General features: G+C 60.7%; 18 protein-coding genes. 7 read left to right on the top strand and 11 right to left on the bottom strand.

From position 1 onward, the window contains the following. The first annotated feature begins 3 nt into the window (after window positions 1-3). The 4 genes from JL39_RS00410 to JL39_RS00395 are packed head-to-tail and all read left to right on the top strand — an operon-like array spanning window position 4 to window position 3,530. On the top strand, window positions 4-1,077 hold the full coding sequence (locus tag JL39_RS00410; protein ID WP_037145102.1) for a C4-dicarboxylate TRAP transporter substrate-binding protein: 1,074 nt from the start codon (window positions 4-6) through the stop codon (window positions 1,075-1,077). An 11-nt stretch (window positions 1,078-1,088) separates the two neighbouring features. Then, on the top strand, window positions 1,089-1,658 hold the full coding sequence (locus JL39_RS00405; protein ID WP_037145099.1) for a TRAP transporter small permease: 570 nt from the start codon (window positions 1,089-1,091) through the stop codon (window positions 1,656-1,658). Next, window positions 1,655-2,968, top strand: coding sequence for a TRAP transporter large permease subunit (locus tag JL39_RS00400; protein ID WP_037145095.1), 1,314 nt, complete (start codon window positions 1,655-1,657; stop codon window positions 2,966-2,968). The genes JL39_RS00405 and JL39_RS00400 overlap by 4 nt, the downstream gene beginning before the upstream one ends. A gap of 7 nt (window positions 2,969-2,975) precedes the next feature. Continuing rightward, window positions 2,976-3,530: an NADPH-dependent FMN reductase gene (locus JL39_RS00395; RefSeq protein ID WP_244446803.1), complete on the top strand. Its 555-nt coding sequence runs from the start codon at window positions 2,976-2,978 to the stop codon at window positions 3,528-3,530. Window positions 3,531-3,762: 232 nt separating this feature from the next. Here JL39_RS00395 and JL39_RS00390 read toward each other — a convergent pair whose 3' ends face one another. The 10 genes from JL39_RS00390 to JL39_RS00345 all read right to left on the bottom strand — a co-directional run bounded on the left by JL39_RS00390 (window position 3,763) and on the right by JL39_RS00345 (window position 13,649). After that, complete coding sequence (locus JL39_RS00390; protein ID WP_037145091.1) at window positions 3,763-4,515, bottom strand: sulfite exporter TauE/SafE family protein; 753 nt, start codon at window positions 4,513-4,515, stop codon at window positions 3,763-3,765. Further along, complete coding sequence (locus JL39_RS00385) at window positions 4,515-5,669, bottom strand: mandelate racemase/muconate lactonizing enzyme family protein (protein ID WP_037145088.1); 1,155 nt, start codon at window positions 5,667-5,669, stop codon at window positions 4,515-4,517. The genes JL39_RS00390 and JL39_RS00385 overlap by 1 nt, the downstream gene beginning before the upstream one ends. Before the next feature lie 18 nt (window positions 5,670-5,687). Beyond that, window positions 5,688-6,425: an SDR family oxidoreductase gene (locus JL39_RS00380; protein ID WP_348270548.1), complete on the bottom strand. Its 738-nt coding sequence runs from the start codon at window positions 6,423-6,425 to the stop codon at window positions 5,688-5,690. 79 nt (window positions 6,426-6,504) lie between these two features. Continuing rightward, window positions 6,505-7,551: a tagatose 1,6-diphosphate aldolase gene (locus JL39_RS00375; RefSeq protein WP_037145086.1), complete on the bottom strand. Its 1,047-nt coding sequence runs from the start codon at window positions 7,549-7,551 to the stop codon at window positions 6,505-6,507. Then, window positions 7,535-8,473 carry a sugar kinase gene (locus JL39_RS00370; protein WP_052182556.1) on the bottom strand — a complete coding sequence of 313 codons (939 nt, stop codon included), beginning with the start codon at window positions 8,471-8,473 and terminating at the stop codon, window positions 7,535-7,537. The genes JL39_RS00375 and JL39_RS00370 overlap by 17 nt, the downstream gene beginning before the upstream one ends. Next, window positions 8,470-9,546, bottom strand: coding sequence for a sn-glycerol-3-phosphate ABC transporter ATP-binding protein UgpC (gene ugpC, locus JL39_RS00365; RefSeq protein ID WP_037145081.1), 1,077 nt, complete (start codon window positions 9,544-9,546; stop codon window positions 8,470-8,472). Before ugpC ends, JL39_RS00370 begins: the two co-directional genes overlap by 4 nt. A gap of 3 nt (window positions 9,547-9,549) precedes the next feature. Then, complete coding sequence (locus JL39_RS00360; RefSeq protein ID WP_244446802.1) at window positions 9,550-10,548, bottom strand: alcohol dehydrogenase catalytic domain-containing protein; 999 nt, start codon at window positions 10,546-10,548, stop codon at window positions 9,550-9,552. A 5-nt stretch (window positions 10,549-10,553) separates the two neighbouring features. Next, on the bottom strand, window positions 10,554-11,381 hold the full coding sequence (locus tag JL39_RS00355; protein ID WP_037145074.1) for a carbohydrate ABC transporter permease: 828 nt from the start codon (window positions 11,379-11,381) through the stop codon (window positions 10,554-10,556). Between the two features lie 10 nt (window positions 11,382-11,391). After that, window positions 11,392-12,267, bottom strand: coding sequence for a sugar ABC transporter permease (locus JL39_RS00350; RefSeq protein ID WP_037145072.1), 876 nt, complete (start codon window positions 12,265-12,267; stop codon window positions 11,392-11,394). An 89-nt stretch (window positions 12,268-12,356) separates the two neighbouring features. Continuing rightward, window positions 12,357-13,649 carry a sugar ABC transporter substrate-binding protein gene (locus JL39_RS00345; protein ID WP_037145070.1) on the bottom strand — a complete coding sequence of 431 codons (1,293 nt, stop codon included), beginning with the start codon at window positions 13,647-13,649 and terminating at the stop codon, window positions 12,357-12,359. A gap of 232 nt (window positions 13,650-13,881) precedes the next feature. On the opposite strand from JL39_RS00345, the gene JL39_RS00340 reads away from it, so the two are divergent. The 3 genes from JL39_RS00340 to JL39_RS00335 all read left to right on the top strand — a co-directional run bounded on the left by JL39_RS00340 (window position 13,882) and on the right by JL39_RS00335 (window position 16,232). After that, the gene (locus JL39_RS00340; protein WP_037145068.1) at window positions 13,882-14,898 is read left to right on the top strand and encodes a LacI family DNA-binding transcriptional regulator; all 1,017 of its coding nucleotides are present in this window, start codon (window positions 13,882-13,884) and stop codon (window positions 14,896-14,898) included. A gap of 259 nt (window positions 14,899-15,157) precedes the next feature. Continuing rightward, complete coding sequence (locus JL39_RS31870; RefSeq protein WP_161784724.1) at window positions 15,158-15,322, top strand: hypothetical protein; 165 nt, start codon at window positions 15,158-15,160, stop codon at window positions 15,320-15,322. A 19-nt stretch (window positions 15,323-15,341) separates the two neighbouring features. Further along, complete coding sequence (locus JL39_RS00335; RefSeq protein ID WP_152600995.1) at window positions 15,342-16,232, top strand: AraC family transcriptional regulator; 891 nt, start codon at window positions 15,342-15,344, stop codon at window positions 16,230-16,232. 46 nt (window positions 16,233-16,278) lie between these two features. Here the strand turns inward: JL39_RS00335 and JL39_RS00330 are convergent, their stop codons facing one another. Beyond that, on the bottom strand, window positions 16,279-18,438 hold the full coding sequence (locus tag JL39_RS00330; protein ID WP_037145063.1) for a TonB-dependent siderophore receptor: 2,160 nt from the start codon (window positions 18,436-18,438) through the stop codon (window positions 16,279-16,281). Window positions 18,439-18,662: the final 224 nt, after the last annotated feature.

Below are 18,662 nucleotides of genomic sequence, written 5' to 3'. Positions count from 1 at the left end.
CCAATGCGTATTCTGTTCGGACTCGTGACTGCGGGCATGATTGCCTTGCCCGGCGCCCTCGCGGCGCAGGAAACCATCAATCTGACCATCGCATCCAGCCACCCGACGGTGATCCCGTGGGTCGGCATGATGAAGACCCATTTCATGGCGAAGGCGGACGAATTGCTCGCCAAGACCGGCAATTACAAGATCGAGTGGAACGAAGCCTTCGGCGGCCAGCTCTACAAGGCCAATGCCACGCTGACGTCAGTCGAAGAGGGGATCACCGATATCGGCTGGGTCTTCTCCTTCCTCGAGCCGTCCAAGTTGCCGCTCAGCCAGGCATCCAGCTACGCACCCTTCGCCACCGTCAATCCGCCGCTTCAGCTCGAAGTGATGGAAGACCTGATGGAGAACAACGAAGCGCTCCGTCATGAATGGGAGCAGTACAATCTCAAGGTGCTCGGTCTCACCAGCACCGACATGTACGACATCTACACCAAGACACCGCTCAAAAGCATCGACGACATCAACGGCATCAAGCTCTCTGCGCCGGGCGTGCTTGGCACCTGGCTGCGTGGAACGGGTGCGAATGCGGTCGACGGTTCGCTCACCAGTTTCTACACCGATATCCAGACCGGTATTTCCGACGGTGTGCTATCGCTTGCCCTTGGCGCCCTGCCGGCCAAGCTCTACGAGGTGGCGCCCTATATCAACCGCTTCGACGTGGGCGTCGCATTCTCCGGTGCGGTCGCAATCAACAAGGATAGCTGGGACGGACTGCCGGAAGAGGTCCAGACCGCGATGATCGAGGCGGGCAAATATTACACCGTCGCCCATGGCAAGGATCTGCTCGAACGGCACGAGGCGGCGCTGAACAAGATGGTGGAACTCGGTGCCAGCCAGGACTCGCCCGTCGAAATCATCAAGATGTCCGACGAGCAGCGCCAGGCCTGGGTCGACAAGCTGCCGGACATCGCCGGCGACTGGGCGGCGGATCTCGAGGGCAAGGGCCTGCCGGCCAGGGCCTTCCTGAAGGCCTATATGGACGGCTTGCGCACCAAGGGCGAAAAGCCCATGCGCAACTGGGACGAATAGTCCGGCGTCTCATGGCTTTGGAAAGCGACAAGACATCGGCTTCCGGAACCCGAAATCCCCCTTCCTCCGGGATTGGCCGGGTCTGGCTGGTCTTCGTCGACGCGCTCGCCGCGCTCGGCACCGCGCTGATCGGCGTGCTGATGATCATCATCTGCGCCGACATCATTGCCCGCAACATGCTGGGGTCGTCCCTGCCGCTGGTGTCCGAACTCGGCGCCCTGCTGCTCGTGATGATCGTCTGCCTGCAACTGGCGACGACGGTGCGGGCGGACCGGCTGGCCCGGACGGAGATCTTCTTCATCCCGTTCCGCGAAGGCCGTCCTAGGGCCGGTGCGCTGCTTTCGGCACTCTTCAATCTCGGCGGCGCCGCCGTGATCGGCGGCATCGCCTCGGTCAGCCTCTCGATCTTCGAGAAGGATTATGCGAGCGGCGAGTTCATCGGCGTCACCGGTATCGCGACCCTGCCGACCTGGCCGTTCCGCGCCCTCATCCTTGTCGGCATGACGGTCGCCGCCATCCAGTTCGTCGTCGCGATGGTCAGCGATCTTCGCGACGTTATCGCCAACAGGAGATCGACATGAGCCCCGTGGAAATCGGTTCCGCCGCGGTGGTGGCGCTGCTCGTCCTCATCTATCTCGGGATGCCCATCGGCATCGGCATGTTGGCCGTTTCCTTTGCCGGCGTTGCCGCGATACGAGGCGAAACGGTGTCCTTGCGGATGATGGGCGCCGTCGCTAACGACTCACTTCGGGAATATCTGTTCGCGGTCGTGCCCCTTTTCGTGTTGATGGGCCTTCTGGTTACGGTCTCGCGTGTCGGCAAGGACACCTTCGACGTGTTCCAGAAACTGCTCGGGCGTGTCACCGCCGGCCTCGGGGTCGCGACGGTGTTCGCGAACGCAGTCTTTGCCGCGATCACCGGAATCTCGATCGCCTCTGCGACGGTCTTCAGCCGTGTCGCCGTCCCGGAAATGACGCGGCACGGCTATACCCGAAAGTTCGCGACGGGGGTCGTCGCCGGTTCATCGGTGCTTGGTATGTTGATCCCGCCCTCGCTGCTGATGATCGTCTATGCCGTGCTCGCAGAGGAATCCGTGGGCCGCATGTTCCTCGCCGGTATCGGACCCGGTATCCTGATCGCCGCCGCATTTTGTGTGACGATCGTGTTGCTCGCACGGTTTCGCAAGGATTTCGTCTTCGAGGACGGAGAAGACAGCGCCGAATTCGGCGACATGAGCCTCGCTGAGATCGCCCGCAAGTCCGCGCCGATCGTCTCGCTGATGCTAGTGGTGCTGGGCGGGCTCTATGGCGGCTTTCTCAACCCGACCGAGGCCGGTGCCGCCGGCGCCTTCGGTGCATTGGTGATCGCGTTGGTGCGCCGGTCCCTCGACCGGCGCCTCTTTTGGAACCTGCTGGTCGAGGCCGGCCAGATCACCGTCTCGGTGCTGTTCCTGATCCTCGCCGCGACCTTCTTCAGCCGTATGTTGGCGCTTTCCGGCGTGCCGCGCGCTTTGGCCCAAGTGTTCCTGACAGGGCCGATCGGTCCCTACGGCTTTCTTCTCGTCTATCTTCTGCTGATCACGGCGCTTGGCTGCCTGATCGATTCCATTTCGATCATGCTGATCCTGCTGCCGATTGCGTTGCCGATCGCCAATGCGGCCGGTTTCGACCTCATCTGGTTTGGCGTGCTGACGGTCGTGACTGTCGAGGTGGGTCTCCTCACGCCGCCCTTCGGGCTATCTGTCTATGTCATAAAGTCGGCCATGGATGAGCCCGATCTGAGAGTGGGCGAGATATTCCGCGGCGCGTTGCCATTCGTCCTGGCCATGTTCGTGTCAATCGCCCTGATCGTGGCCTTCCCGCTGATCGCGACATGGCTCGCCCGTCTATGAAAGTAGAATGCCGATGATCGAACTTCTCTTCATTCCAGGAAGCCTGAGGCAGGCTTCATCGTCGCGCGCCACAGTAAGGGCGTTGATCAAGCGCGTGGAAGACAGCGCGACCTGCGTGACCGCCGATCCGGGACTGCTGCCGCACTACAACGCGGACATCCTCGACGATCCGGCGGTCAAGGCTTTCATCGATCAGGTAGCGCATGCCAATGGGCTGGTCTTCGTGACACCCGAATACAATTACAGCGTTCCGGGCGTTCTAAAGAATGCAATCGACTGGGCCTCGCGCCCGGCGATGAAATCCGTCTTCAAGGACAAGCACTGCTTCGTCATGAGCGTCTCCGGCGGCGCACTCGGCGGTGTGCGCGCCCAAGGGCACCTGAAATATTCGCTCAACGGGATGCTCGCGAAGGTCTTCGCCTGCCCGGAAATCGTCGTTCCCATGGCAAACGACAAGGTCGAAAATGGCTTCCTGACTGATGAACGCATCCTCACTTTCGCCGAAGAACAACTGCGGGCGTTCATGACCGCGCTGAGCGAGTCTGTCCCGGACATTCGATAAGACTTCTGCCGCGTCGCCTTCTCATATTGCAATGAGATTGGCTGTACCCACCACAGGCTTCAGCCAGGGTCAGGACTCATTGACCCAGAAGATGATTCTCGCTGCGATGCAGATTGCGGAGAAGAAGGTGTAGCGCATCGGTCGTACCTGGTTGCGATACGACGCCAGCGCTTGAGCCGATACGAACCAGACAATACAAGTCGCCTGTGGGTGCCGCTTCATTCTGGATCTGTTAAGCCGTCAGTACCGGTACGACGAGTGACAGCCCAGACATCAACAGCAGCACGAAGGCCAACCGACGCAGGGCGGCGGGCGCCAGGCGCGGTGACCAGCGGCGCGCGGCATAGGTGGCGATCAGCACGCCCGGCAGGCCGGCCATCGCCCAGACCACCGCATGTGATGGCAGTTCTCCGGATGCCATCACCAGCACGAGGCGGAACATGGCGTTGATTGAAAAGACCGCCACCAGTGTCTCGCGGATCATGCTGTGCGGCAGTGGTTGCCGGTAGAGATGATAGACCAGCGGCGGCCCGGCTGTCGAAAACAGGCCTCCCATAATGCCGCCGAGCGCGCCGAAAAACACGAAACTCGGATTGGACGACAGGCGTTCGCGCGGGCTTGGCCGGAAAATCAGTTGCAGGCTGGAGACGATGATGACGAGGCCGAGGATCAGCCGCAGGGCAGCCAGCGACGACGAGGCGAGCAGATTCAGAAGCATGTAACCGACAAGGATCAGCGGAATGGCGCCGACAAGCGAAAGAAGAAACGGTCCCCGGGCAATCTCCCGCCATCCCTTCAGCAAAACCATCAGCGCATTGGCAAGCGTTAGCAGACTGACGATGATGGCCGCTTCGGGCAAAGGGATGAGCCCGGTCAGAGCCACCGCCCCCATCAGCAGCAGGCCAAAGGCAAAGCCGGTCAGCGTCTGCATATAGGCGGCGACGAAAGACAAAACCACGAAAAGGGCGATGCCGCCGGACGGCATCACGACCGCTCTTCTGCAACAAGGCGCATCGTCTGGAAGGATGCCAACTGTTGCAGATCGGGTTCGACACCAAGCCCCTCGCCTTCCGGCAAATCGACCCAGCCTTGCCGTACGATCGGCCAGCGCGGCACGATCGCGTCGCGCAGTAGATTGGGATTGATGTCGACCTCTAGCATTCCGTCGCCGCCGGCAGCCGCCAGAATATGGGCCGAGGCGACGAGACCGACGCCGGCCCCAAGAAAGTGCGGGCAATAACGCCGCCCGGCTGCCCGGGCAGCCTGTGCAACGGCAAAGCAGCCGCTCGGACCGCCCCATTTCGCCGCATCGGGCTGGATCACCGAAAGGCTGCCGGATGCGATGGCGGACTGGAATGCCGGTTCGCCGATCAGGTTTTCGCCACCGGCCAAGGGGGTCGATGTCAGCCCGGCAAGGTCTGCCCAGAGCACATCATCGGAATCCACCCGCACCGGCTCTTCCATCCAGCCAAGGCCGAGATTGTCGGTTGCCCGGAGAAAGGCTCGGCCCTGCTCGGCCGAGAAGCCCTGGTTGGCGTCCGCATGCAGCGTCTCGCCGGGACGAAGATCAGCATGCAGGCGGCGCAGGAGGTCGAGGTCACGGTCGAAATCGAACCCGACCTTCACCTTGAAATCGCGATAACCGACAGAGCGGGCCACCGCCACCATGCGCTCCGCGTCGAGTATGTGAATGCCGCTGGCATAGGCGCGGACCTGATGGGCGGGCATATCACTCATCGCCTTTGCCAGAGATGAGCCAGCGCGACGCGCCGTCAGGTCCCAGTAAGCCATGTCGAAACCGGCAATCACCTGCGCATAGGGACCGACCTCACCGGTCTGCAATACAAGGATTTCGGTGGCGGCGGTCAGTTCCCTCCACAGGTCCTTTGGGGACGGCAGAGATCGCCAGAGAATACGCGGAGCAATATCGCTGACAAGCAGGCGCGCCCGGTGTTCGGCACCGCAGGCGGGCCAGTTGCACCAGATCTCCCCCCAGCCGACGGTGCCGCGATCGTCCTCCAGGCGCACGAACACTGCCGGCCGGTCGAGCATAGTGCCGAATGAGGTTGAAACCGGTTTTTCCAGCGGCAAACGGAAAACCAGGGCTTCGGCCGAAACGATCTTTATTTCATCCTGCACGCGGACATTCTCCCTTCGTCATCCCGCCAGAAAACCGCCGTCGATCGCATAGACGGTGCCTGTCGCGTATTCGGAGGCAGGCATGCAGAGGAAGACGACCACTCCGGCCACGTCCTGCGGCTTCCCCCAGCGTTTCAGAGCCGTTCGGCCGGCGATCCGCTCGTGATGCGCCACGTCCTTGCGGCCCTCGGCATTGATGGCCGTCTCGATATAACCGGGTGCTACGGCGTTGACGCGAATGCCTGCCTCGGCCCAGGCGAGCGCCAGCGCCTTGGTCAGCATCACGACGCCGCCCTTGCTGGCGCAATAGGCGGGAATGCGCGGCAGTGCAGCGAAGGCATTCATCGAGGCGATATTGACGATCGATCCTTTCGAGGCCTCGAGACGCGGCTTGAACGCCATGCAGATGCGGAACGTGCCGGTTAGGTTGACGTTGAGAACCTTCTGGAACATCTCGATCTTGAACTCTTCGTCGCGCGCAAGGATGCCGGCGCAATTGACCACGGCATCAACCCGCTCGAAACCACCGGCAAATGCACTGACCGCCTCGTCCGAAGTAACGTCGAGAATCGCGACCGCAATCCCGTCGATGCCGTTGAGCCGGCATCGATCGACGGCAGGCTGGTCATGGCCGGTCACCGTCACCACCGCACCGCGGGCATGAAACAGTTCGGCGATGGCCGAGCCGATGTCGCCCGCCCCACCGATGACGACAGCGTGAAAGCCAGGTGGAAAACTGAACGGGTCCTGCATCATCCTCGCCTCGAACTTCTTATCGGTTTATCGAGTTCCGCCCGGGCGCGCGATCGGCTCACGGCACCCAACTGGTCTAATCTCAGGCTGCGGTGTAGCTCTGGGCGAAATCGCCTTCGCTCTTGATGACGTGAAAGGCCGGCGCCGGTGCCTTCCACCTGGGTGCCTTTGCTGCGGTCAGGCGGCTGAGGCTGTCCAGAACGGCAACGCCTTCCTGCGCCAGCGACTTGCCGACAGCCTCGGTGTCGGGGAAATGCGAGCGGATCGAGTTCAGCCAGATCGTCCGGCCGGCGAGGAAACCGCCGGCGCCAGCCGCATAAGCATAATCAAGCACCAGCTCGAATTTCTCAGGTGCTGCACCGCCCGAGAGAAGCACCCAGGGAATGCCGGCATCGGCGCAGATCTTGCCGACAGCATCGAATTCCTTCTGCACCGCCTTGGAGGCCTCGCTGCCGTCGCGGGCAGGCAGGCTGTTGGCGGCAAGCGGGCTTTCCAGCTTCAGGAGATCGACGCCATATTCCGGCTTGGCGAATTCCCGCACGCTGTCGATCACCAGTTCCGGCAGTTTGGTCGGGGATTCGACATAGTCCGCCGTATGGCCGGCCTGACCGAGGAAAGGGAAGACCAGAAGTTCGAGCACATAGGCAATGTCGAACCGCTTGCAGTCCTCGCCGATCTGGCGAACGAAATTCTTCTGGTGTTCGAGCACGTCAGGCGACGCATCCGGGCGGTACCAGGCGAGAACCTTGACGGCGTCTCCGCCGAGGCGGCGAATCTTCTCGACACTCCAGTCGGCGATCACCTTCGACTTGCGGCCGCCCTCGGTCTCTTCGGTGCGGTGATCCTCGAGCGTGACGATCAGCCCGCAATCGGCCGGCAGAATATCGATCGCTGCGGGGATCGCATAGTTGGGATCAAACAGCATCGAACTGCAATGCGGCGACAGGTTCTCGACCAACAGGCGCTTGGCGGTGATGACGTCGGAAAACGGCACCTGAGCCTTGTCTATGCCGCGCGCCGCCGCAATTGCTTCGAAAAGCGGCGGACGCTGGTCGAGCGCGACCATGCAGAAATGGCCTTGCTTGTTGGCCAAGCGGGCAAGGCCGCGGGTTTTACCGAGAGTAAGCATTATTGTTCCTTTCAAGAGACCTGATTTCGTCGAATGTCGGAATGGCGGCGCGACCACCCGCGCGGGTGCATTTCAAGGCGGCGACGGCACTGGCGAAGCCCATGCTGTCGCGGGTTTGAAGGCCGGCGCCGATCGCGAAGGCATAGGCGCCGTGGAAGACATCGCCCGCAGCCGTCGTGTCGATGGCCGAAACGCTTGGCGACGGGATTTCATGCATCCGGCCGCCTTCGAGCCAGGTTACGCCCTTGTCGCCGCGGGTAACCGCCACCATGGGCGATCCGAACGAGGTGGCGTGCGAAAGGGCTGCGCCGATCTCGCGCCCGGCGAAGCCAGCGAGACCGGGTTCAGAGAAGATCGCATGATCGGTGAGCGGCAGAAGCCGTTCGAAGATCTCCGCATCGGCGACGTCGCCATCGAGCACGGTCGGAATGCCCTGTTCTCTCGCCCTGCGAAACAAGGCCTCCGCCCCGTCCGGCCAGCGCGGATCGGCGAGCACACAATCGGCCTGCAAACTGCCAAGCGGCAGCCAGCCCGGATCGATGGGGTAGGAGCCTCGAAAATTGACGATCTGTCGTTCGCCGGCCTGGTCGACGATCACCCCGGAGACGGATGAGGCACCATCTTCGAAAAGCCGGAAGCAGGCGATATCGACGCCTTCGGCGATGAAGGAATCCGCCATTGCACGGCCGGCATCATCCTTGCCTGCTCTGCCCCAGAAGGATGCGGTCCCGCCCAGCCGCGAAACCGTCACCGCAGCGTTGGCGGCCATGCCACCCGGTTCCGTCAGATGTTCGTCAGCGCGGATCTTTTCGCTGCCGCCGGAAAACGGTGCCTGCACCCGCCAGATGCGGTCGAGCGCCGACAGGCCGAGGCAGACGACGCGCGGATGCCTCGCATCGGGAATGACGCGTTCCTCACTCATCGGATCGCCCTGCCGGACGCCTTATCGAAGACATGCGCCTTGCCCGGCTGCGCGGCGAGTTTCAGTTGCTCGCCGACCTTCGGCCGCAGTTCGGGATTGACTCTCGCGACCGTGTTCATGCCCGCGAGATTGAAATGCACCAGCGTGTCGGAACCGAGCGGCTCGACGAGGTCGACGGTCACGGCAAACGCCTTCGGATCGTCGGGCGCATGGAGAAAATGCTCCGGCCGGATGCCGATGACGGCCTCCTGCGCGGAGTCGAGGCCAGCCTTGGCCGCGTCCGGCACCGGTGCAGCCAGCCCGTCAGCGCCGATGAGAGCAAAGCCATCGCCCGAACGGCGGATATCGAAGAAGTTCATTGCCGGCGAACCGATGAAGCCCGCGACGAACTGGTTGGCCGGCGTCTCGTAGACCTCTTCAGGACGGCCATATTGCTGGATCTCGCCGCCCTTCAGGACGACGATGCGGTCTGCCATCGTCATCGCCTCGATCTGATCGTGGGTAACGAAAATCATCGTTGTCCTGAGTTCCTGCGACAGTGCCTTAATCTCGGCGCGCACCTGGTTTCGCAGTTTCGCGTCAAGGTTCGACAGCGGTTCGTCGAACAGAAAGACTTTCGGATCGCGGACGATGGCGCGGCCCATGGCGACGCGCTGGCGCTGGCCGCCCGAAAGTGCCTTCGGTTTGCGATCGAGGAAGGGCTCGATATGCAGCAGGTCGGCGGCGCGGCGGACACGCAGGTCGATCTCCGACTTGGTCATGCCGCGCAGTTCGAGCGCGAATGCCATGTTGTCGTAGACCGTCATGTGCGGATAGAGCGCATAATCCTGGAACACCATGGCGATATCGCGCTTCGAGGCCGGCACGCCATTGACCTTGGTGTCACCGATGAAAATCTCTCCATCGCTCAGGGGCTCAAGGCCCGCAATGATGCGCAGGAGTGTGGACTTGCCGCACCCGGACGGGCCGACGAAAACGACGAATTCCTCATCCGCTATCTCCAGGTCGAGGCCCGGAATGATGGTGAGCTCACCGAATTTCTTGACGAGATTGTTGATGTTGATGGAGGCCATGGATCACCCGAATGACAGGACAGGTTTGATCAGCTTGCCTTCGGCAAAGCGGGCGAAATTTTCCGGCAGCGTGTCGAGTCCGAAAGCGGCATCGACGAAACGGCGGTATTTTTCCATGTTCTTCCTGAGCAGTTCGATATTCGGCTCGAAATCCCGGATCGGGAAATAGAAGGTCCGGATCATGTAAAAATCCTTTCGACGGAAGATCTTGCCCTCCTCGATCGTCCAGGGCGCGGCGTTCTCGCCGACCAGCATCAAAGCGCCGCGCGGCAGGACGAGTTCGATGCCGAGATTGCGGGCCGCATGCGCGCCGGAGCATTCGAAGATCAGCTTGAACCGTTTTTCCCGCGAGCCGACCGGGCGGGCCTTGGCGCCGAAGGAGAGCGCGATCTGCAACCGTTCCTCGTTCGGATCGGCGACGTGGATGTCGGTGTAGCCGAGGCTCTGCAAGGCCAGAACGACGCCCAGGCCCACCGGACCAGCGCCCATGACAAGCACAGGCGCGTTTTCCTCCGGCGGCACCAGCGGCATCGCAAAGCGGACCGCATGCGCCGAGGTTCCAATAGTATCTAGCAGAAGCGGCGCCAGATCGTCCTCTATATCGTCGGGGACCGGCAGGAGGCAATTTTCCGGCACCGGCAGATATTCCGCATAACCGCCCGGCCGGTTCCAGCCGATCAGGCTCGACACTTCCAGGCACATCTGCGTGTCGCCGGCCCTGCAGGCTTCGCAGTGATCGCAATGCAGAGGGATATAAACGACATTGCGCTCACCATGGCGCGGATGGCCCGGCTGCTCCACGGTTCCGAAGATCTCATGGCCGGCGGTGAACTCCGCTCCCTTGTACCAGAGCTTGAGATCCGAGCCGCACAGCGCGGTGCGGCTGACCTTTATGAGAACCTCGCCCTCGCTGACGGGGGGAATGTCCTGGCTTTCGATGGTGATGCGCCGGTCTCCATGAAAGACCGAGGCCCGCATGCGTGAATTTAATATTTCCCTCATGATGGTCATCCTTTGACGGCGCCGAGAGTGAGACCGGCGACCAGCCAGCGTTGCACCAGAATGGCGAGCGCCAGGGGCGGCAGCGCGATCAGCGTTGCCGCAGCCATCAGCGATCCCCATTGCGTGGAGCCCTCTCCGACGAAATTGAATGCGGCTGCGATCAGTGTCTTCGTGTCGGAATTCGACAGGATCAGCGAGAAGAGGAAGAAGTTCCAGGAGAAGACGAAGGCGAGGATGGAGGAGACAGCAACGCCGGAGCCGACGAGCGGCAGGGCGATCTTCCAGAGCACCCGCGCCACCGAGCAGCCGTCGATCTGCGCCGCCTCGAAGACACTGCGCGGAATATTGTCGAAGAAGGGCAGGAGAACCCAGATGACGATCGGCATGGTGATCACCGCGTGGCTGAGGATCAGCGCCGTATAGGAGCCGATCAGTCCCATCTCGCGGAACATGATGTACCAGGGCAGGAGGAACAGCGTGCCCGGCGCCATACGGGCGGCCAGCGTCAGGATTGCCGGCCAGGTGACGCGCGACCAGGAGACCGCGAAGGCAGCCGGAATACCGAAGATCAGACCGAGCAGGGTCGAGCCGAGGGTGACGACGAAGCTGTTGACCGCATAGGAGAGAAACGGTGTCGTTTGCCAAAGCGTGACGTAATTCTCGAAGGTCGGCTGGAAAATCAGCGTCGGCGGATAGGACGTGACCTCGAAGGACGGCTTAAAGGAGGACAGCACCATCCAGACGGTCGGCGCGAGGATCAGGATGCCGGCAATGGTGAGCTGGATCGTATGCAGCCAGCGGAGCCAGCGATCGGAATTCTGGGATCCGTTCATCGTCTTCTCCTTACCAGGCCACAGCTGAACGCAGGCGACTGAGCATCAACACAGCGACAAGCACGATGGCCGACAGCGTGATCATCAGCGCGCTAGCGTAACCGATGTTGAAGAATTCGAAGCCGACACGGAAACCGTAGATGTTGAGCGTATTCGACGCATTACCCGGCCCGCCCTGGGTGGTGATATAGATGATGTCGAAGAAGCGCAGCAGATCGACGCTGCGCAGCACCGCGGCAGTGACGATTGTCGGCAGCAGCAGCGGCAAGGTGATGCGGCGGAAGATGCGGGCCGGCGACGCGCCGTCGATCTGGGCGGCTTCATAGACGCTTGGTGGCAGCGATTGCAGGCCGCCCAGCACGATCAGAGCCACATAGGGTGCCCATTGCCAGGTATCGATCAGCGCCACGGTAGGGATAACCCAAGTCGGCGAGGCTAGCCATTCGGAAGGCGGCAGGCCGATCGACTGGAGGATATAGTTGGCGGCGCCGAGCGACGGATCGAGGATAACGAGCCACATCATGCCGGCAACGACCGGCGGCATCATGAAGGGCGAGATCAGCAGCGAGCGCAGGAACCCGGACAGCCGCTTGGAATGGAACAGCAGCATGGCGAGATAGATGCCGAAAACGAGCTGCAGGACCATCGACAGAATATAGAGCGCGAAGGTGACGTAGAGCCCGTTCCAGAACTCGCCGTCCTTGATCAGTGCCGCGTAGTTGGCAAGCCCCGCGAAGCTGGACGCGCCGGTGCTGGAAAAGGACTGGAAACCGAGCCAGATCGTGTAGACGACCGGAAAGGCGATCATCGCGACGGTGAAGATCACCGCCGGTGCGGACAAGGCGGCAAGCTGCCGTCCCTGGCTGTCGTTCAAGCCTGGTTTCATGGAGCGATCTCCAATCAGGATCGGGGAACTGGCGACCCCGACTGTCGGGGTCGCGACTGAGCTTGGTTCCGGTCGGATTGCCGACCGCATTATTTGCGGGCGATCAATCCATCGAGCGCGCTGTCGGCTGCGGCACAGGCCTCGGTGACCGGCTTCTGACCGAGAAGAATATCCTGCACGGCCTGGCCGATGTAATCACGCGATTCCGGATTGGCAACGATCGGGTAACCGACCTCAGATGAGCCTTTGGTGGCCAGTTCGCCGAGAGCCGACTGCCAGCTGCCACGCACCGGCGCCTCGGAGATCCACTTCTTGTATTCCGGATCGTCGGCAACCGAGGAACGCGGCGCCGCGACGCCTTGGATGGCCAAACGTTTCTGCATTTCGGGGCTGGACGCCCATTGAACGAAATACCAGGCGGCATCCTTCTTCTTGCTGTGGTTGGACACCGCCAGGCCCCAGCCGATTGCCGTCGGCACGCTGCCCGCGTCACCCGCCGGAAGCGGGATTACGTCGGTGTCCTTAAGGCGCTCGCCGCCTTCCATGATGGTGCGCAGCTCGTTGGAGGATTCGAACGCCATTGCCGCGCGGCCAGCGCGGTAGAGCGCCGAGATCTGGTAGAAGCTGTAGTTCGACGAGCCGGGAGGACCGTAATCCTTCAGCAGCTCGCCATAATAACTGATCGCCTTCTGACCGGCCGGAGCGCAGAGCGCCGACTTGCCATCGACGATATATTTGCCGCCCATATTGTGCAGGACGTTGCTGAACGTATACGCGAGCGCCGCCTTAAGGCCGCGCGAGGTAAACGGCGTGATGCTGCTGTCGCATTCCTTCAGCTTCTTCACCGCCGCCTGGACGTCGCTCAGCGAAACCGGCTTGGCGATCTTGCATTTCTCGAAGATGTCAGTGCGATAATAGAGGAGCGGGCCTTCGAGATTGAGCGGAATGCTTGTCAGCTTTCCGCCGAACGTCGCAGCCTTGACCAGCGCCGGGCTGATACCGGCGAAATCATAGTCGGGCGCCACGTCCTTCTGCGTATAGGCAGAAAGATCCGCGTACCATCCGGCGGCCGCGAACTGCTCGCCTTCGCGCGACGCAAGCGTCATAAAGACGTCGACCTCGTCGCTCTTGGAATTCATCACGGTCACCAGACGCTGACGCATCTGCTGTTCCTGATAGGAGTCTACCTTCAAGTTGATGCCGGTCAGCTTGGTGAACTCGTCCTTGTGGGAGAGGACCGTTTGGGACCAGGGATTGTTGTTGGCGAGAAACGAAACCGTCTCGCCGTCATGGGCCTTCCAGTCGAACGCGAATGCGGGGCTCGCGGCGCCGGCAAGCACGCAGGATGCGATAAGAATACGGGCTGCGGAGATTCTTGGCATGCTTTCCTCCACTTGGCCGCCTTGAGGCGGTGTTCCAGCGCTCGCTCCTCGAGCGACACGACCTCGCTTCTCCCGAGCCCAGGTCATGTAACCGGTTACATATACTCGCCCTTCCAGCCCTGTCAACCATGCAGGGCGTTTTTAAATTCTAGTTGCAATGCAGCGCATTATTCGTTTGACAGCAGCTTCAAAAGCGTTGCTAAGGTATGTAACGTTACATATGAGTGCACGAATGAGCGCCGAAAAAGAGAAGACCGGAATAAGAGCCATCGCGCGGTTGGCAGGGGTTTCCACCGCAACGGTGTCACGCGCGCTCAACAGGCCCCAAAGCGTCAGCGAGGAACTTCGACAGCGCATCCAGTCGATTGTCGAAGAGGCAGGTTACGTGCCGCACGGTATGGCACGCGCGCTCTCCAGCAATCGCACCCGAACGATCGGCGCGATCATCCCGACCATCGACAACGCCATGTTTGCGCGGGGCATTGAGGCCCTGCAGAAATTTCTTTCGTCGCGTGGTTACATGCTCATCCTCGCGACCAACGAATACGACATAGACGTGGAACTCGAACAGGCGCGCAATCTGATCGGCCGTGGTATCGACGGGCTTATCCTGCGCGGCGACTGCCATCATCAGGCCCTCCGGGAGTTGCTCGTCGCTCGAGACATGCCCTCAATCAATGTCGGTGTTTACAATCCGAACGGAACCGCAGCCAGCATCGGCGTAGACAACGAGGCAGCCGCTCACCGGGCAATGATGCACCTGATCTCCCTTGGACATAAAAAGATCGGAGTTGTAAGCGCGCTCCAGCGAAACAACGATCGCGCCAGCGCCCGTATTCGAGGCTTCCGGCGCGCCTTGGCCGAAAACGGTCTCGACCTACCGGCCGAATGGCATGTCGAAGTCCGCTATACGCTGGATGATGCACGCGACGCCGCCCGGCAACTCCTGACGGGCAAGACTGCACCGACCGCGATCGCCTGCGGCAACGACGTGCTTGCCTATGGTGTCATGCTGGAAGCCGAGCGACGCGGCCTGCAGCTACCGAAAGACCTTTCCGTCGTCGGCTTCGACGACCTCGATTGGAGTCGCCACTTGAGGCCAGCCCTCACGACCCTGCACGTACCGACCGACGTGACATGGCGCGGCGCGGGAGAATACCTGCTTGCCCGGCTGGATGGACACAGGGTGCCTAATCACTATCAGATTGATTATTCGCTCATTATCCGTGAATCCACATCGGCGCCGTAGTGAGGAGCATGATTTGATCTTGCACCCTGAAGGGAACCGAACTGCCGGCCCCCAATTTTGGAGAGCGGATGATACCTATGGAATTGGCGCGGGAAGGTTTGTTACTTTTGAAGGCGCTACTCACCGGCGCATTGAAAGTTCGTGTATCACTCGAACGGCGACGCCCCGATCCGTCCAGACTTTCGAGACCAGTGATGTTGAAAGACTTCAGCCCGTCGGCAACCGAAGGTACCGATAGGCGCCGAGACACGATCCGCCGATGACCCGTGGATTGGGCGATATTGCTATCAAGGAAAAACATGATTATAAAACTCATGATATTGTGATGTGGGCAGCAGGATTGCGTGAGGCCTTATTGGAAGTATTCGTTGCTCGCTGGCTGCTTCTCGCGATGATTGCCCAATCCAGAATATCATTGCCATAACGAGAGACGGATTTTTGCATTGAGTTTTTGGCATTCAATGATCTGGCGGACCGAAGGGATTCGCGTCGTTTCCCCGGTCCGGTGGCGCCAGTTCGATGGTCTCGTCAGCGTGCTCTGGGAAGCAGAGAGCCAGGCCGGGGCGAACGGCTATTATCTCGCGGAGGATCCGCGGATAATGATTTTCTTCAACGACGTGTCTTCGCAGGTCCGCATCTCGAACCGGGGAGACAATTTTTTAGGGGATTCCCGCCCGATGCCCCGCGCTGTCTATATTCCTGCGGGCGTCCCGATGTGGACGAGCAGCAGGTCTATGCATCGGTTCTCGCATCTCAATCTACACATCCATAAGAACAGGCTCTTGAGGTTCCTGGCCCCATCTGTTGGAGCTTCGGCGGCCCAGGCCGCGTTACGACGGCCGGTCGAAATACAGGATATAGCCGCGGTTCAGGCCCTGGCTGACCTGCTGGTTGGCGAAATATCCAGTCCTTCAAAACACCCCCTCTATGCGGAAAACCTGGCGGGCAGCATCATCGCCGGTCTTCTCGATATTTCCGGGGAAGACGAAAAAGCCAGCGGCCGCCTGACCACGGCCCAGATGAACAAGCTCACATCGCGCGTCGAAGCGCTGGGCGATTATCGCATGTCTGTCGCCGATATGGCCGCGATCGTCGGCCTCTCGGAAAGCTGGTTCGGCAATGTCTTCAAACAGACCACCGGTCAGACGCCCCTGCAATGGCAGCATGTAAAGCGTGTCGACTTTGCGAAGAGGCTCTTGTTGGAAAGCGACGTAACCATTGCCGGGATTGCAGCCCAGCTTGGTTTTTCCGACCAGGCCCATTTCACCAAGGTTTTCCGGCAGATCGTCGGCGAGACGCCAGCCGCCTGGCGGCGGCTGCAGCAGGGCCGCTGATCCCAATGATGTCCCGCCCGGCAGGGCGCGGGCAGGACATGTTTCGTCACCAGGTCTGGCGTAGCGTCGCCATGATCGCCCGGCCGGGATTGTAGTAGTAGGCGCCGCCATCATCGTTGGCGATATGCTTCTCGTCGAACAGGTTGGTGGCGTTAACTTGGAATGCGGTGTTTTCCTGGATCTTGTAGGTGAAGGCAGCATCGAAGACGATGGCTCCATCCGACTTCCGGCTATTGGCGTTGTCGAAGTAGTAGGAACCGATATAGCGAGCGCCAAGCCCGAAGGTCATGTCGCCGCGGTTACCGTCGCCTTCCAGGGTATAGCTGCCCCACACCGAGGCCATATGTTCCGGGACCTGCGCGAAAGCTTTTCCGTTGTAACCATTGATATTACCGGGTTCTTCGATCTTGGAGTCGATATAGGCATAGGCAGCGATCAGGCTGACATTGCTCGTCACCTCGACCTTTGCCTCGAGATCGACGCCACGATGCCGGACCTTGTCGATCGTCGCCGGCAGGTAGGTGGGAGCCTCGTAGGTCGTGATGTTCTCCATCGTCAGATCATAGACGGACGCGCTGAACAGGGCCTGGAACGCATCCGGCCGATATTTGACACCCACTTCATACTGCGTGCCGACCGTGGGCTCGACTCCCGCGCTCGGCGGTGCGACGGATTCGGCGTAGCTTGCAAAGGCCGCAAGTTCGTCCGTGATCTTGTAGCTCAAGCCCAGGCGCTTGCTGAATTTGCTGATATCGGATTCACCGCTGAACGGCCCGGTGAAGGCGTTGTTGCCGACTTCCTTGAGATCGAACCAGTCGTTGCGCAAGCCAACACTGACCGCCAGCCTGTCGAAAAAGGCCATATCCTCCTGAAAATAGATCGCCTGGGTCTTCTGATTGCTTTTCACGGTATTGTAAGGCGCTAGCGCTCCTGGCCCGCCGGAATAGACCGGGTTCTGCCAGTCGATAGCCGGTGCAGCGGCGTAGAAAGTGTCATTATCCGCATCAAACTTGTTGTATTCGACGCCAAGAAGCGTGCGGCTTTCGACATCTTCGAAATTCGTCTCGTAGAGTAGGTGCGCGTCTACGATGAACTGTTTGATGGACTTGTCACTCCCGAAGAAAGACCGGTCGATCATCGTGTCCGCCGGGTCGCTGGCACCCAACGCGTCGTAGATGTAAGCATAGCCAAATCCGGTGTCGGTCTTGCTGTAGCGAGCGCTGGCATTGAAAGTCAGGCCGCTTCCGAAATCATGGTCGAAAATGACACTGTAAGTGTTCCTGTTCGCCGTATTGTAATTATAGTCCGGCTCTCCGAAGAACTTCTCCCTGTCGAAATCCGTGAACCGGGGGTGACCGCCGCTGCTCGGCGTGCCGTCTCTGTCCAGGTGATCGAAGACGAAGGAAAGGCTGGTCATATCGGTGGGGCGCCAGGTAACGCCGCCCATGATGAAGTTTTCGTCGTCCTGCGAGTGATCGTACTCGGCGTCCGATCGCTGGAACTTGCCGGTCAGGCGATAGGAAAGCGTGTCGTCATCGGTGATGTTGTCGCCAAAATCGAAACCCGCCTCCTTGTGGGCGAACGAACCGCCGGTACCATAGACCTCGCCGAAGCGCTCCTTTTTCGGCAGCTTCGTCACATAATTTACCGAGCCGCCTGGATCGGAAACCCCGAAGCCCGTGGAATTGGCGCCCTTCAGCACCTCGACGCGCTCATAAGCATAGGGCTCTTCCAGAAGCCCGCCCCAACTCCTGCCAATGGCCAGGCCGTCGCGATAGGTGAAGGGGCTGAAACCGCGGATCTTGAAATAGTCATAGCGGTCGTCCGAACCGTAGTAGTCGGTGACCACCCCGGCGGTGTATTGCAAAACCTGCTCAACGCTGTTTGCGCCGCGCTCCTCGATTTCCTTGGAGGTGATGACAGAGACGGAAGCCGGCGTCGTAAACACATCGCTCGGCATCTTGCCGACGCCGGTAGTTTGCGTGGCGACGATCGACTTCGAGTCGTCGCTCGTATCGAGGACACTCGCCGAACCGCTGCCCTGCAGCACGATCGGCGCCAGCGTCGTGGCGGAACTCGAATTGTCGGCCTCCTGACCAAAGGAGACAGCCGGAGAAAGGGCACAAAGCGCCGTGCAACCCGAAAGGATGGCGCTCCGCCCGAAAAGGCGGGTCCGGTAGGAGCGACGGCTTATTTCAGTTTTCATATTCGCGTTCCAGAAACTGATTTCACCATGGCTGCCGCCGGGCGGGAGATTACGGAGGCATGCCGGTTAGCGGGAACGTCCAAGCGGCAGCGACCGGCAACCCGAGACGCCCGGGAAATGTCCCGGATCCGGCTGCCGTCATGCTCTCGTCGATGTCCCCGACCGGCTATTAACTTGAGAAAATTTATCCAGTATTGTAGATTTCCCGAGTTTTGTATGATCCC

Source organism: Rhizobium sp. YS-1r (assembly GCF_000757525.1).
Classification (GTDB): Bacteria; Pseudomonadota; Alphaproteobacteria; order Rhizobiales; family Rhizobiaceae; genus Neorhizobium; species Neorhizobium petrolearium.
The sequence above is the reverse complement of the archived record's forward strand: the minus strand, read 5'-3'. Positions and strand labels throughout refer to the sequence as shown.

Coding starts and splice junctions, on each gene's coding strand:
- JL39_RS00410 (WP_037145102.1), top strand. CDS start 4: ATGCGTATTCTGTTCGGACTCGTGACTGCGGGCATGATTGCCTTGCCC.
- JL39_RS00405 (WP_037145099.1), top strand. CDS start 1,089: ATGGCTTTGGAAAGCGACAAGACATCGGCTTCCGGAACCCGAAATCCC.
- JL39_RS00400 (WP_037145095.1), top strand. CDS start 1,655: ATGAGCCCCGTGGAAATCGGTTCCGCCGCGGTGGTGGCGCTGCTCGTC.
- JL39_RS00395 (WP_244446803.1), top strand. CDS start 2,976: ATGCCGATGATCGAACTTCTCTTCATTCCAGGAAGCCTGAGGCAGGCT.
- JL39_RS00390 (WP_037145091.1), bottom strand. CDS start 4,515: ATGCCGTCCGGCGGCATCGCCCTTTTCGTGGTTTTGTCTTTCGTCGCC.
- JL39_RS00380 (WP_348270548.1), bottom strand. CDS start 6,425: ATGATGCAGGACCCGTTCAGTTTTCCACCTGGCTTTCACGCTGTCGTC.
- JL39_RS00375 (WP_037145086.1), bottom strand. CDS start 7,551: ATGCTTACTCTCGGTAAAACCCGCGGCCTTGCCCGCTTGGCCAACAAG.
- JL39_RS00370 (WP_052182556.1), bottom strand. CDS start 8,473: ATGAGTGAGGAACGCGTCATTCCCGATGCGAGGCATCCGCGCGTCGTC.
- ugpC (WP_037145081.1), bottom strand. CDS start 9,546: ATGGCCTCCATCAACATCAACAATCTCGTCAAGAAATTCGGTGAGCTC.
- JL39_RS00360 (WP_244446802.1), bottom strand. CDS start 10,548: ATGAGGGAAATATTAAATTCACGCATGCGGGCCTCGGTCTTTCATGGA.
- JL39_RS00355 (WP_037145074.1), bottom strand. CDS start 11,381: ATGAACGGATCCCAGAATTCCGATCGCTGGCTCCGCTGGCTGCATACG.
- JL39_RS00350 (WP_037145072.1), bottom strand. CDS start 12,267: ATGAAACCAGGCTTGAACGACAGCCAGGGACGGCAGCTTGCCGCCTTG.
- JL39_RS00345 (WP_037145070.1), bottom strand. CDS start 13,649: ATGCCAAGAATCTCCGCAGCCCGTATTCTTATCGCATCCTGCGTGCTT.
- JL39_RS00340 (WP_037145068.1), top strand. CDS start 13,882: ATGAGCGCCGAAAAAGAGAAGACCGGAATAAGAGCCATCGCGCGGTTG.
- JL39_RS31870 (WP_161784724.1), top strand. CDS start 15,158: ATGACCCGTGGATTGGGCGATATTGCTATCAAGGAAAAACATGATTAT.
- JL39_RS00330 (WP_037145063.1), bottom strand. CDS start 18,438: ATGAAAACTGAAATAAGCCGTCGCTCCTACCGGACCCGCCTTTTCGGG.